This is a genomic window from Sphingobium fontiphilum (genome assembly GCF_014196635.1).
Lineage (GTDB): Bacteria > Pseudomonadota > Alphaproteobacteria > Sphingomonadales > Sphingomonadaceae > Sphingobium > Sphingobium fontiphilum.
In genome coordinates, this window is the sequence record NZ_JACIEB010000001.1 from 122532 (window position 1) to 136101 (window position 13570).

A 13570-nucleotide genomic window follows, 5' to 3' on the forward strand; every position below is an offset into this window, starting at 1 on the left:
ACCGGGAGGCCGCCGCCCTTTTTTATGGGCTGATGGAAGATCAGTTCTTTGCGCTGACCCGCCAGATCACGCCACCGACATCGTCGCTGACCAGCAGCGCGCCGGTGGCGTCCGCGCTGACGTCGACCGGGCGGCCATGGGCTTTCCCATCGGCGCTGAGGAAACCGGTCAGCACGTCGACAGGCTTGCCCTTGCCCGCTTCGCCATTGTCGGCGAAGGGCACGAAGACGACCTTGTATCCCGCTGCGGGCTTGCGGTTCCAACTGCCATGGAGGCCGATAAAGGCGCCGTTCGTAAATCCCGCGCCCAGCTTCAAATCCTGGGCGAAAGTCAGGCCCAGCGGCGCGACATGATTGCCCAGCGCATAGTCGGGTCGCTTGGTATATTCGCGGACTTCAGGCCGCTGCGGCTGGACCCGGCGATCCTCATAACCGCCCCAGTAATTCCAAGGCCAGCCATAAAAGGCGCCGAATTCGACCCGGGTCAGATAATCGGGAACGAGATCGCTGCCGAGCATGTCGCGTTCGTTGACCACGCCCCACAGAGCGCCGCTATTGGGTTCGAACGCCAGCCCGACGGGATTGCGCAGACCGGCCGCGAAAATGCGGTAATAGCCGGTTTTCGGGTTCACTTCGAGCACGGCGGCGCGGTTCTGTTCGCTTTCCAGCCCGTTTTCGGCGATATTGCTGTTCGACCCGACGCCTACGTAGAGCAATCCTTCGGGGCTGGCCGCCAGACTGCGGGTCCAGTGCATGTTGGGCGCCTGCGCGGGCAGGTTCAATATCTTGCGGCCAGCGGCGGTGATCCGGGTGTCGCCCTCCTTGTAGGGAAAGGCCATCAGCGCGTCGGTGTTGGCGACGTAGAGCGTGTCGCCGACCAGGGCCATGCCATAGGGGGAGTTGAGGCCGCTCAGCAACACGCTGCGCAATTCAGGGCGTCCGTCGCCATCCTTGTCGCGCAACAATGTAATTCGGTTGGCGGAAGGGGCGCCAGCGCCGGCCTTGTCCATCAGATAGGCCATGACGCGCCCGGTGATGCCGGTGGCTGGCCGGGGGGGGCTGTTGGTTTCGGCCACCAATATGTCGCCATTGGGCAGGCGCAAGATGGAACGGGGATGGTCCAGACCATCGGCAAAGCGCGCGATTGACAGGCCGTTTGCGGGCGTGGGGGATTGGCCCGCTTTCCAACGGTCGACCTCCGCAATGTTGATCGTCGGGATCGCCTCGCTGCGCGGAGTCGTGAAGCGGGGTTCCTTGCCCACATCCTCCCCAGGGGAGAGTCGGGCGGTATCGCCGCGTCCGAAATAGAAAATGGCCGCCGCCAGCAGGACGACAAGGATAAGGCTGATCGCGAGAATATGCTTCTTCATGGCGATGTTCCTATGCGGCGTTCGGGCGGGCCGCAAGTTTTAGCGGCGCGTGTCGCGCCACCACAGTCCTATCGCGATCGCGGCGCCCACGGCCGCACCTGCGAGCAGCCCGGCGCTGGGCTGTCCCTTCAGGCCGCCGCCGATTGCGCCGGCCATGATGGCAAAGGCGATGATAGCGCCCGCACCGGTTGCGGGCCGTTTGTCCTTGGGCTTGGTCATGATGCTGCCCATGCCATGATGCGCGCGACCGCGCTAGCGCCAAGGCGGCACAAAATATGCGCCGCCAATATGTGCCGTTGCGGAACGATCCTGTCCCGAATTGCGCCAGTCGCGCCGGAACGGGACTTGGCTAACGCCGTCTTCACCCTTGTATCCCGCCGCCGTTCGTCGTGCGCCGATTCTGGCATGGCCCGTGCTTGCTTGCGCCATAACGAGCAATAAAGGCCGGGTCGGGGGTAAGAATGGATATGCCATATCTGGCAAGCCGCAAAAGCTATGATGATGCGGCGGAATTGATGACGATGTTCGGCGACGACGCCGGATATGAAGCCGCCGCGCGCGCGGATCGCAGCCGCGATCTGGGCAATTATATCCATTTCTGCCACTGGCGACAGATTGAACGGCTGATCGTGCTGTTGTCGGTCGAACGGTCGCTGGGCACTGTCCACTGAACAGCGCCCGGTTGACGGATCAGAGGCGCAGGCCGGTCGTTTCCGGCAGGCCCGCCAGAATGTTGAGATTCTGCACGGCCGCGCCCGCCGCGCCCTTGCCCAGATTGTCGAGGGCCGCAACCAGCCTAACCTGACCGCTATCGGCATTGCCAAATGCGAACAGCGCCAGTCGATCGGTCGCGCCGACATGTTCGATGGCGACGCCGCTCATGGCGGCGCTTTCCTCAGCCGTGGCGACTGAAACGATCGGCGATCCTTCATAAGCGGCGGCCAGCACGTCCTGCACCGCCGCCACGCTGGGCGAACCGGGCAGGGCGCTAAGGTGCAGCGGCACTTCCACAAGCATTCCGCGATACACATTGGCGACGGCGGGCGCGAATAGCGGCGCCATGGCGAGGCCGGCATAACGGTGCATTTCGGGGATATGCTTGTGCGCCAGCGTCAGGCCATAGGGGCGGAAGGCGCTGGGCGCGCTGTCCGCGCCTTCATAATCGGCGATCATGCCCTTGCCGCCGCCCGAATAGCCCGATGCGCCCGACAGGGTGACGGGCCATTCTGCGGGCAGCAGCCCGGCCAGCACCAGCGGCCGCACCAGCGCCAGAAAACCCGTCGGCCAACAGCCCGGATTGGCGACGAAGCGCGTCGCCGCCAACTTTTCCCGCTGACCCGGTTCCAGTTCGGGGAAGCCATAGGTCCAGCCATTGGCAACGCGGTGGGCGGTTGAGGCGTCGATCACCCTGGTCCGGTCGTTGGCGATCAGCGACACCGCTTCGCGCGCGGCCTCGTCCGGCAGGCACAGGATGACGACATCGGCGTCGTTGAGCGCGGTGCGACGCGCTTGGGCATCTTTACGCTGGTCGTCCGCCAGCGTGATGAACGACAGTTCGGGCCTGCCGGCCAGCCGCTCGGCGATCTCTATGCCGGTCGTCCCGGCGCCGCCGTCGATGAAAACATGGGTGGTCATGGCGCAATTCTCCGCCGGGCAAGCACCGGCTGTTCATGGTCGGGCGCCAGCCGGGCGATGACATCGGCCAGCGGTTCGATCATGGTTGTCATACAATGGGCGTTGGCGTGCAGCAGATGGGTGTCATCCGCCATGATGCCGACATGGCCTGGAAAGAAGATGAAGTCGCCCCGTCGCAGCGGCGCATCTTCCGCAATGGGATTGCCAATGGACTCGCGCTGCATGTCGCTGTCGCGCGGCGTGGCGATGCCGCACGCATCGAGCGCCACTTGCACCAGCCCGGAACAATCGACGCCATGGTGGCCCCGTCCTCCCCAGACATAGGGCTGACCAATATAAAGCTGTGCCACCGACACCCAGTCGCTTTCCACATCGGCGATCGGACGGACGTGGCGGGCATGGATGAAGCCTTCGGCGCAGGCGATGAAGTCGCCCTGCAATTCGCCGTTGAACAGCGCGCCCATCGGCCAGTGAACGGTGATCCAGCTTTTGATGTCGGGTGCGCTGAACACTGGAGCCCCACGTGCGATGACGCGCCAGGCAGGCGTTTCGACATGGTCCAGCGCCTCGCGCCGGACATAGCCGACATAGCCATCATGCCCGCAAAAGCCCCATGTCCAGTCGGTGGTGACGTCCAGAACGTGGAAAACTTCCCCGCGCAACAGTTCGCTGGAGGCCATGGCCCCATGCGCCGGGCTGGTCAGCACGCGCGAACCGCGCGCAACGCAGGTCATCGGCACGGCGCGGGCATAATGGGCGGAAAAGAGCACGCCCGCGAGCGCCATGTCGGCAAGGTCGCCGCGCGCGGCATGGACGCGGGGGTCAAGCGATACCGAACGGCCGGTCAGGCGGAAACGGGTGCGTTCAGGCGAGGGGCTCTGATGTGGGCTGGTGGGCAATGTCATCGCGTCCCGCTCCTGCGATGAAATCGTGAAATCCGTCAAGAAATTCCGCACCCTTCGGGGTGCGTACAATGAAAATATTGCGCCTGTCGGCTGCGTCGCGCTCGCGTCGGAGATAGCCGAGCGCCGAGAGCTTGTTGAGGGCGCGGGTAATGACCGGTTTTGACACCTGCAATGCATCGGCCAGTCCGCGCACGGTGTGTGGGCCAGACTGGGTATAGACCATCATCATCAACGCCATCTGGCGATTGGTCAGGTCGGGTTTTCCCGACCGGACATAGTTGACCAGCGTTCGCATCCAGCGGTTGAGCGAAGCGAAATGCTGGCCGTCGCGGGGCAGGGCGGGATCGATGCTGGAGGAGGCGGTCATGCCAATGGAACGCATGATTGCCGATCCGGTTGCGTAACGGCTCCGGCAAGCTGACGATTTTTGTGGCGGTCAGTTGGCGCCGTAACGGTTGCGCAGCAGGGTGAAGGCTGCGCGCAGGCCCAGCGCTTCGCCTCCCTTGGGCCGTCCCGGCTTTGCCGACGGGCGCCAGGCGAAAGTGTCGAAATGGGCCCATGGCGTGCCATCCCGGACGAAGCGGCGCAGGAACAGCGCGGCGGTGATCGCTCCGGCAAAACCGCCTTCCCCGGCATTGTTGATGTCGGCCACATCCGATTTCAGCATGTCGGCATAGCCGTCCCACAGCGGCAGCCGCCATGTCGGATCGTCTGCCGCCGCGCCCGCCGCGACCAGTTCGTCGGCGAGCGCATCGTCATTGGCGAACAGGGCGGGGAGGTCAGGCCCCAACGCCACGCGGGCCGCCCCGGTCAGGGTCGCGAAATCAAGGATCAACTGCGGCGCGGCTTCCCCGGCCAGCGTCAGCGCGTCGCCCAGCACCAGCCGCCCCTCGGCATCGGTATTGCCGATTTCGACGCTTATCCCCTTGCGGCTCGCCAATATGTCTCCGGGGCGGAAAGCATTGCCGCCTATGGCGTTTTCCGCAGCCGCGATCAACAGGTGCAGGCGCACGGGCAGGTTTGCCGCCATGACCATCTGGGCCAGCGCCAGCGCATGCGCCGCGCCGCCCATGTCCTTCTTCATCAGGCGCATGGCCGACGAAGGCTTGATGTCGAGGCCGCCGCTGTCGAAACAGATGCCCTTGCCGACAAGGGCCACGCGCGGATGATCTTCCAGGCCCCAATGGAGTTCGATCAGTCGGGGCGCGAAGGCGCGGTCGGCCGCCTTCCCCACCGCATGGATCATCGGGAAACCGCTGGCCAGATCGTCGCCTTTGGTCACGTCGATCCTTGCGCCGAACCGGCCGGCAAGGGTGCGGGCGGCGTCCTCCAGATGGGGCGGGCCCATATCGGCAGCGGGCGTGTTGACGAGATCGCGGACGAGAGCGATCGCCTCGGCCGCCTGCACCACCCGGTCTATGCGCGCGGCATCCGCAGTCAGCAGCACGCGAGGCCCGCGCTTGTCATCCGCCTTGCGATAACGGTCGAACCGGTATTGCGCGGTCAGCCAGCCCAGCGCCGCTTCGCCGGGGGAACGGTCGACCAGGCGATAGCTGCCCTCGACCAATGTCTCGGCCAGCCGGGCAAGACACCATGGGCCAAGCGCGCCCCGATCCCTGACACCCGCGACCACCAGCCATTCGCCCGCGCCTGCTCCGGGCAGGATCACCTGTTCACCGGCCTTGCCCGAAAAGCGCGCGGCTGCGACCATCGTGCGCACGGCCTCGGGCTGGCCCGAGAGCCATGCGTCGAAACCGGCGCTGTCGACGATGTGGACGGGGCGGGCGGGTTGGCCGGCGTCGGCCTTCAGCAGATCGGCATAAACAGTCATGTCATGGCTGTAATTAAAAGCGGCGCGTCAGGGAACGCGCAATTTTGCTGCGCGTTATCGGGGTGCGCCCTCTGGCGCGAATTGCATGGGCCGTTCTTCGGTCCTACAAGCAGCCTGATAAAGAATATGCAGGAGACATGGGATGCACATGATGGATGACAGGAGTTTGCGCGCCGCGCGTGACCGCGCCTATGTTCTGGCGGACAGCGGTCAGTTCGATGGCGCGCACGCGGTCGAAATGGCGCTCATCGCCGAGGGCTGGCCCAATGCGCGCCGCGCGATGGAAAGCGGGTTTGCGCGCAAGGCCGTGGGCGAGCGGTGCCAGGCGGCGCAGGCGCATTGATGGAGTGAAGATTTTGGGGGTGTCGAGGATGAAGACGGGCGGGCTCGCATACGCATGGATGGCGGCCGCCCTGTTGTCCGGTTGCACCCCCGACGCGCCGACCAACGCCGCCAACCAGGTGGCGAACGCCACCAGTTTTGCCGAAAAGATGACCGGCGGCAATCAGGCTGATCCGGTCGCAGAACCGTTTTCGGTGACGGACAAGGGCGAGGAACTGGAGTTCGCCTATAGCTATCCGGCCGAAGCGGCGGCCATCCCCGAACTGGTTCGACGGTTCAACCGCGAGATCAGGCAGAGCAAGGTCAGCGCCCTGAAGCTGGCGAAGGAGGATCAGGCCTCCGCAAAGAAGGACGGCTTTCCCTTCCACGGCCACGCGCTTGAAACCCATTGGAGCGTCGCAGGGAATACGCCTGCTTTTCTCAGCCTGTTATCGACCGGCTACAGCTTCACGGGCGGCGCCCATGGCATGACCGGCTATGAAGCGTTGATCTGGGATCGAAAGGCGAAGCGCGCGCTGGGCATGGAAGCGATGCTGTCCTCCCCCGCTGATTTCAAGGCGGCGATCAACGCCGATTTCTGCGCGGCGCTGGACAAGGAGCGGGCGGCGCGTCGCGGCGCCCCGGTCGAGGCGACCGACCCGGACGACGAGTTCACCCGCTGCGTCGACCCGATGGAGCAGGTGCTGGCGCCGACATCGCGCGACGGCAAGCTTTTCGACGCGGTGAAGGTGGTGATCGGCCCCTATGCCGCCGGGCCCTATGCCGAGGGCAGCTATGAAATCAGCCTGCCGGTGACGGCGGCCGTGCGCGCCACGATCAAGGATCATTATCAGGCGGCCTTTGCGGGCGGCTGATCGCCGCACGGGCAGATGGGCCGCCGACTGATCCGTCAGACGTTCTCTACCGGCGCGCCGAACAGGTCGTGCTCGTCCGCATCCTCGACGATGACGTCGATAATGTCGCCCGCCCGGCGGCCTTCGCCCACATCGCGCAGATAGACATGGCCGTCGATTTCCGGCGCGTCGGCCTGTGACCGGGCGGTCGCGCCGATGGAGCCATCCTCATCGTCGGGGTCGCCCACCTCGTCGATGATGACGGGAATGGTGCGACCGACCTTGGCTTCCAGCTTGGCGGCGCTGATTGCGGCGGTCTTTTCCATGATCCGCTGAAACCGTTCTTCCTTCACCTCTTCGGGCACGGCGCCGGGCAGGGCGTTGGCGGCCGCGCCCTCCACCGGTTCGAAGCGGAAGGCGCCGACGCGGTCGAGTTGCGCTTCGTCCAGCCAGTCGAGCAGATATTGGAAATCCGCCTCGGTCTCACCGGGGAAGCCGACCACGAAGCTGGAGCGGATCGCGATGTCCGGGCAGATGGCGCGCCATTTGCGGATGCGGTCGAGCACCTTCGCGTCATTGGCGGGGCGCTTCATCGCCTTGAGCACCGGGGGCGCGGCGTGCTGAAAGGGAATGTCGAGATAGGGCGTCAGCAACCCTTCCGCCATCAGCGGGATCACCTGATCGACATGGGGATAGGGATAGACATAATGCAGCCGCACCCAGGGCGTCTTGCCCTCGGCGGTGCGGAGCTGGCCCAGTTCGCGGGCGAGGTCGGTCATGTGCGCGCGGACTTCATGGCCCTTCCACATGCGTGGTTCGTGGCGGATATCGACGCCATAAGCCGACGTGTCCTGACTGATGACCAGCAATTCCTTCGTGCCCGCCGCGACCAATTTTTCCGCCTCGCGCAGCACCGCATCGATGCGACGGCTGACGAGGTCGCCGCGGATCGAGGGGATGATGCAGAAGGAGCAGCGATGGTTGCAGCCTTCGCTGATCTTCAGATAGCTGTAATGGCGTGGCGTGAGCTTCAGGCCCCCTTCGGGCACCAGGTCGACAAAGGCGTTGGGTACGGGCGGCGATGCGTCGTGCACGGCGTTGACCACCTGCTCATATTGATGCGCGCCGGTGACGGCCAGCACCTGCGGGAATTTCGCGCGGATCAGCTCCGCCTCGTCGCCCATGCAGCCGGTGACGATGACGCGGCCATTTTCCGCGATCGCCTCGCCAATGGCCTCCAGCGATTCTTCCTTGGCCGAATCAAGGAAACCACAGGTGTTGACCAGCACGACGTCGGCGCCGGCATAGTCGGCGGACATCTGATAGCCGTCGGATCGCAGCTTGGTCAGGATACGTTCGGAGTCGACCAGATTCTTGGGACAGCCGAGCGAAACCATGCCGATCTTCGGCGCGTCGGGGATTTTGGTTGCCATGATCGCCGCGCACATAGGGTTTTTCGCGCCAAATGTCACGGGGCGCGAATGGGGCGTGGATCAGCCTTCGTCGCCCGCCACGATTTCGATCAGGTGATCGCCGCTTTCAAGCCTCCGCGCGCCTTCTTCCCAGAAGCCGATGGGCCGCCCGCCGCGATAGATGCGCACGCCAAGGCCAGACGCGATGGCCGACAGCGGCAGTCCCACTTCCTCGCTCAGGACCGAGCGTTCGTTGAGCTTCACCCGGCCGCCCGAAGCCGCCAGATCGGCCATGTAATCGGCGATATGTCGCCCGCTGGTGCTGCCCGCCAGCAGCAGTCCGGCAAAGCTGACTGGGTTGATGACGGTGGTTGCCCCAGCCTGGCGTGCGGGCAGTTCATTATCCTCGTTCCGCACCACGATGCTGATCGGGATTTGGGGGGCAAGGTGCCGGGCGGTCAACGTGATCAGGATGGAGGTGTCGTCGCGACCCGCCGACACGATCATGGAACGGGCGCGATGGATGGCGACGTCCTTCAACGTCTTGTCCCGCGTCGAATCGCCGCACAGCACGTTGCAGCCCAGCGCCTCCGCCTCTGCCAGAGCGCGTTCATCAGGGTCGATGACAACGATTTCGCTGGCATCGGCGCCGCGCGCCAGCAATTCGCGCGCCGCTTCGCTGCCGCTGGTCCCGAAACCGGTGATGATGATGTGATTGTGCAGATCGGCCTGGATGCGTGCCATGCGCCACCTGTGGATGATGTTGCGGAAAAAGAGATTATAGGCGGTGCCAAGGAAAATCAGCCAGACGAACAGGCGAATGGGCGTGACGAGCAGGGCCTCGAACAGGCGCGCCTGCGGACTGACCGGGACGATGTCGCCATAGCCCACCGTCGTCACCGTGACGGTGGTGAAATAAAGGACGTCGATGAAGCTGATATGATTGTCGAGATTGTCCTTCAGCCCGTCCCGGTCGATCCAGTGGACAACAAGGACAAAGCTGACCAGCCCCGCGACCAGCGCAATCCGCCAGAGCAGGTCGATCCAGACCGGCAGGGACGATCGGCGGCGCAGGAAGCCGGGGTCGCCAGCCGACTTCCTGGGCGCGACATTCATGCAGGGGGCAGTTGCGCGATCGGGTTGACCGGCGCGCGATCCTTGCGCAGTTCGAAATGCAGCTTGGGCTGGCTGGCATAGCCACTGTCGCCCGACAGGCCGATCACCTCGCCCTTCATCACTTTCTGTCCGCGGACCACGTCGACCCGGCTGGCATGGCCATAGGCGCTGACCCAGCCGCTGCCATGGGTGATGAGGATCAGGCCGCCGAACACCGCCACCTTGTCCCCGGCATAGGCGACGACGCCGTCCGCCGTGGCGCGAATGGGGGTGCCAAGGGGGGCGGCGATGTCGATGCCGTCATTGCGCGCACCGCTGGCGCCGGGGCCGAAGCGCGACAGGATGGCGCCCCGCACCGGCCAGGCGAAACTGCCCTGGAAAGCGCCCGGCGTGGCGGCGGGCACATTGGAGGGCAGGGGCGTGGCGTCGGCGCGCGCCGTCGGGGCGGGCGCGTTGTCCGCTGGCGCGGGCTGGCCGCCGGTCAGCACATCGTCAATGTCGATGCGGAAGGCGGCGGCGCGCTGCTCCAGCGTCATGTCGCGCGCGGGCGCCTCGCCGGGCAGCAGCAGGCGTTGGCCACGGCGCAGGGTGAAGGGCTCGGTCAGTCCGTTGGCCTCCACCACCTGTCGCCATGGCACGCCATAGGCCACCGCAATGGCGATGCCCGTTTCCCCTTCCTGCACCAGATGATAGCGGCCGCCAGGGATCGTCAGCCGCTGACCGGGATGGATGACATAGGGCGGGGCGAGGCCGTTGGCCATCGCGATCATTTCCGATCCCGCGCCAGTGCGGTTGCCGATGCCGCGCAACGTGTCGCCGCCCTGCACGATATAGACGCTTGGCGCCACGGTCTGGGCGCGGGGCACGACCTGTTGCGCGCTCCAGACCGGATCGGGCTCGCGCAGATCGACGGCGGCGGCATCGGCGCCGATGGCGGGCGGCGGAGTCGGGGCGGGGGCCGGGGCAGGTTGCGGCCAAGGGCGGGCGGGTTCGGCCGACCGGGGGATGCAGCCGGGCAGCAGGAACAGCAGGGCGGTCGCGCCGATGGGCCGAAGCATCCTCATCGCCTGCACTCTAGCGGCTGGAGAGCAAAGCGCCATCCCCCCTCGGCCCATGCGAGTCAGTCAGCGAAGGCGGCCGCTGCGGCGGCCAGCCCGCTGTCCTGCGTCAGGTCGTAATGCAACGGCGTTACCGTCACATAGCCCTGGGCGATGCCTTCCAGATCGGTGCCTTCGGGCACGGAGCCGCTGCTGCCCAGCGCGAACCAGTAATAGGGGTAGCCCCGCGGATCGAGTCCCTCGACAATGCGGGTGCGGTCGACATCGTGAAAGCCCTGGCGAACCACCTTGATGCCCTTCACCTCGTCCGGCTCGATGGCCGGGAAGTTGACGTTGAACAGCATTCGGGGGCTGGCGGGCAGGGCGATCAGCGGGCGCAGCACCCGATCGCCCCATGCGCGAGCGGCGGCGAAGGGCACAGCGTCGCCCATGCCTTCGCGGCGATAGACCTGACTGAGCGCGATGGAGCGGACGCCAGAGATCGCGCCCTCCATCGCCGCCGCGACGGTGCCGGAATAGGTGACGTCCTCGGCCAGATTGGCGCCGCGATTGACGCCGGACAGGATCAGGTCGGGCGGCGTATCCTTCATCAGATGGCCGACTGCCATCATCACCGCATCGGTGGGGGTGCCGGTGACGCTGTAATGCTGTTCGCCATGTTTGCGGATGCGCAGCGGGCGGGTCAGCGTCAGGCTGTGGCCCGCGCCCGACTGTTCCTCGCTCGGCGCGACGATCCAGATGTCGTCGGACAGGGTGCGGGCGATCTCCTCCAGCACTTTCAGGCCAGGCGCGTGCACGCCATCGTCATTGGTCAGCAGGATTCGCAAGAACGGGCACTCCAGACGTTGGTTTTCAGCGTGGCTCCAGCTTGGTGATGCCGCCCATATAGGGGGCCAGCACGTCGGGCACGATCACGCTGCCGTCGGCCTGCTGGTAATTTTCGAGCACGGCGACGAGCGTGCGGCCGACCGCCAACCCCGAACCGTTCAGCGTGTGGAGGAAGCGCGTCGCCTTCTCGCCTTCGGGCTTGCAGCGGGCGTTCATGCGCCGCGCCTGAAAATCGCCGCAGTTGGAGACGGAACTGATTTCGCGATACGTCTTCTGGCTGGGCAGCCAGACCTCCAGATCCCAAGTTTTGCGGGCGCCAAAGCCCATGTCGCCGGTGCATAGCAGCATCTTGCGATAGGGCAGGTTCAGCGCCTGCAATATGCCCTCGGCCGCCGCGCACATGCGTTCATGCTCGGCCTCCGACTCCTCCGGCTTGCAGATCGCGACCAGTTCGACCTTCTCGAACTGATGCTGGCGGATGAAGCCGCGCGTGTCGCGCCCGGCGGACCCGGCTTCGGACCGGAAACAGGGGGTGAGCGCGGTCAGGCGAACGGGCAGGCTGTCGACCGGCACGATCTGTTCGCGGACAAGATTGGTCAGGCTGACTTCGGCGGTGGGGATCAGCCAGCGGCCATCAGTGGTCTTGAACAGATCTTCGGCGAATTTGGGCAATTGTCCGGTGCCAAAAAGCGCGTCATCCTTCACCAGAAGCGGGACGATGGTTTCCTGATAGCCGTTGGTCGCGGTCTGGGTATCCAGCATATATTGCGCCAGCGCCCGGTGCAGGCGCGCCATTGGGCCGCGCAGCGCGGTGAAGCGCGCGCCGGAGAGGGCCGCGCCGCCTTCGAAATCCAGCCCCAGCGCCGGGCCGAAATCGGCATGATCCTGCGGCGCGAAGTCGAAGTGGCGCGGCGTGCCCCAGCGCAGCACTTCGACATTGTCGGCCTCGTCCGCGCCCATGGGCACGTCGTCGGCGGGCAGGTTGGGGATGGCGGCCAGCATCGCGGTCAGCGCCTCGCCAGCTACGCGGTCCTCGGTCTCCATCGCCGCCATCCGCTCCTTGAGCGCGGCGACCTCCGCCTTCAGTTCGTCCGCCCTCGCCATGTCCTTCGCGCCCATAGCCTGGCCGATGGCTTTGCTCGCTTCGTTGCGGCGGGCCTGATCCTGCTGCAACTGGGTCTTGATGGCCCGGCTGCGCTCGTCCGCCGCCAATATCTCGGCGGACCATGGCGACAGCCCGCGACGGGCCAGAGCGGCGTCGAAAGCGGCGGGATTTTCGCGGATGAAGCGTATGTCGTGCATGGGCTGGCGCTATGCCGCGCGGGGCTGCGCCGTGCAAGCCTGCGCGCCCTCGCCCGAATCAAAAAGGGCCCGAATCAAAAAGGGGCGCCCCGTTCAGGAGCGCCCCTTTGATGCCTGCGAGCCTGAAGTTTAGGCTTCCGCCTTCGCCTTGCCGAAGCGGCGACGGGCCACCAGCGCCGCCGCAGCCGCACCGAACAACAAAACCATCGGCGGGGCGGGAACGTCGGTGCCGCCGCTCGAACTGCCGCCGCCCGAGCTGGAGCTGCTCGAGGACGATGAGGAGGACGACGAGGAACTGGAGCTGCTGCTGGAACCCGTGCTGCCGAAGCTGGACGATCCGCCCGAACTGCTCGACGACGAGGAGCTGCCAGACGAACCGGAACTGCCGCTCGATCCATGCCCGCCGCTCGAACCATGGCCACCATTCGAGCCGCCGCCCGACGAAGAGGAGGACGAGGAGGAACTGGACGAGGATGAGGACGACGAACTGGACGAGGATGAACTGGTCGAACTGATCCCGCTCGAGGTGGAGACGTTGCCGCTGGACGTCGAAACGCCGCCGGTCGAGGTGCTGACCCCGCCGGTGGAGGTCGACACGCCGCCCGTCGACGTCGAAACGCCGCCGGTGGTCGAACTGGTCGAGGAGCTGATGCCGCCGGTCGAGCTGCTGGTCGACGAGATCACGACGCTGCCGCCGCCGCCACCGCCGCTGCCGCCAAAGAAACCGCCGATGAAGCCGCCGCCGCCAAAGCCGCCGCCGCCCATGACCACCGGCACAGCGCCGCCGCCGCCGCCGGACATCACGGGCATTTCCTGCGGCATCGGCATGGGTGCGGGCAAGGGGATGGGAGCGGGCTGGCTGGTCACGGTCACGGTCTGCGGCGCGCAGGCGGTGACGGTGCGCACGACCTTGCGCTTCACGGTCCGCACGGCGTAGCG

General features: G+C 65.9%; 15 protein-coding genes. 4 read left to right on the forward strand and 11 right to left on the reverse strand.

Going from position 1 to position 13570, the window contains the following annotated elements; genetic code table 11:
* Positions 1-40: 40 nt before the first annotated feature.
* Together GGR44_RS00510 and GGR44_RS00515 are read right to left on the reverse strand one after the other, a co-directional pair.
* A complete protein-coding gene (locus GGR44_RS00510) occupies positions 41-1369 on the reverse strand; it encodes a PQQ-dependent sugar dehydrogenase (RefSeq protein WP_183953500.1) in 1329 nt (442 codons plus the stop codon).
* 39 nt (positions 1370-1408) lie between these two features.
* Positions 1409-1588, reverse strand: coding sequence for a hypothetical protein (locus tag GGR44_RS00515; protein ID WP_183953501.1), 180 nt, complete (start codon positions 1586-1588; stop codon positions 1409-1411).
* Between the two features lie 248 nt (positions 1589-1836).
* Here GGR44_RS00515 and GGR44_RS00520 point away from each other — a divergent pair, with 248 nt between their 5' ends.
* Positions 1837-2040 carry a hypothetical protein gene (locus tag GGR44_RS00520; RefSeq protein WP_183954174.1) on the forward strand — a complete coding sequence of 68 codons (204 nt, stop codon included), beginning with the start codon at positions 1837-1839 and terminating at the stop codon, positions 2038-2040.
* 19 nt (positions 2041-2059) lie between these two features.
* Here GGR44_RS00520 and argC read toward each other — a convergent pair whose 3' ends face one another.
* From argC to GGR44_RS00540, 4 genes are all read right to left on the reverse strand, one after another.
* The gene (gene argC, locus GGR44_RS00525; RefSeq protein WP_183953502.1) at positions 2060-3004 is read right to left on the reverse strand and encodes an N-acetyl-gamma-glutamyl-phosphate reductase; all 945 of its coding nucleotides are present in this window, start codon (positions 3002-3004) and stop codon (positions 2060-2062) included.
* Positions 3001-3909 (reverse strand): C40 family peptidase, encoded by a 909-nt coding sequence (locus tag GGR44_RS00530; protein WP_183953503.1) that lies wholly within the window; start codon positions 3907-3909, stop codon positions 3001-3003. Before GGR44_RS00530 ends, argC begins: the two co-directional genes overlap by 4 nt.
* Complete coding sequence (locus GGR44_RS00535; RefSeq protein WP_425511295.1) at positions 3869-4276, reverse strand: MarR family transcriptional regulator; 408 nt, start codon at positions 4274-4276, stop codon at positions 3869-3871. Before GGR44_RS00535 ends, GGR44_RS00530 begins: the two co-directional genes overlap by 41 nt.
* A gap of 69 nt (positions 4277-4345) precedes the next feature.
* Positions 4346-5740: a leucyl aminopeptidase family protein gene (locus GGR44_RS00540; protein WP_183953504.1), complete on the reverse strand. Its 1395-nt coding sequence runs from the start codon at positions 5738-5740 to the stop codon at positions 4346-4348.
* A gap of 142 nt (positions 5741-5882) precedes the next feature.
* Here GGR44_RS00540 and GGR44_RS00545 point away from each other — a divergent pair, with 142 nt between their 5' ends.
* A complete protein-coding gene (locus tag GGR44_RS00545; RefSeq protein ID WP_183953505.1) occupies positions 5883-6083 on the forward strand; it encodes a hypothetical protein in 201 nt (66 codons plus the stop codon).
* Between the two features lie 28 nt (positions 6084-6111).
* A complete protein-coding gene (locus GGR44_RS00550; RefSeq protein ID WP_183953506.1) occupies positions 6112-6936 on the forward strand; it encodes a DUF4163 domain-containing protein in 825 nt (274 codons plus the stop codon).
* Positions 6937-6971: 35 nt separating this feature from the next.
* Here the strand turns inward: GGR44_RS00550 and rimO are convergent, their stop codons facing one another.
* From rimO to serS, 5 genes are all read right to left on the reverse strand, one after another.
* Positions 6972-8363, reverse strand: a complete 1392-nt coding sequence (gene rimO, locus GGR44_RS00555) for a 30S ribosomal protein S12 methylthiotransferase RimO (RefSeq protein WP_183953507.1) — start codon at positions 8361-8363, stop codon at positions 6972-6974.
* Positions 8364-8408: 45 nt separating this feature from the next.
* Positions 8409-9443, reverse strand: coding sequence for a potassium channel family protein (locus tag GGR44_RS00560; protein ID WP_183953508.1), 1035 nt, complete (start codon positions 9441-9443; stop codon positions 8409-8411).
* Complete coding sequence (locus GGR44_RS00565) at positions 9440-10501, reverse strand: LysM peptidoglycan-binding domain-containing M23 family metallopeptidase (RefSeq protein ID WP_183953509.1); 1062 nt, start codon at positions 10499-10501, stop codon at positions 9440-9442. The genes GGR44_RS00560 and GGR44_RS00565 overlap by 4 nt, the downstream gene beginning before the upstream one ends.
* A 62-nt stretch (positions 10502-10563) precedes the next feature.
* Positions 10564-11328, reverse strand: coding sequence for a 5'/3'-nucleotidase SurE (surE, locus tag GGR44_RS00570; RefSeq protein WP_183953510.1), 765 nt, complete (start codon positions 11326-11328; stop codon positions 10564-10566).
* A gap of 25 nt (positions 11329-11353) precedes the next feature.
* Positions 11354-12631, reverse strand: a complete 1278-nt coding sequence (gene serS / locus GGR44_RS00575) for a serine--tRNA ligase (RefSeq protein WP_183953511.1) — start codon at positions 12629-12631, stop codon at positions 11354-11356.
* Positions 12632-12779: 148 nt separating this feature from the next.
* Between serS and GGR44_RS00580 the strand changes: the two genes are divergently transcribed.
* Entirely contained in the window at positions 12780-13568 is a 789-nt protein-coding gene (locus GGR44_RS00580) for a hypothetical protein (RefSeq protein WP_246344254.1), read from the forward strand.
* Positions 13569-13570: the final 2 nt, after the last annotated feature.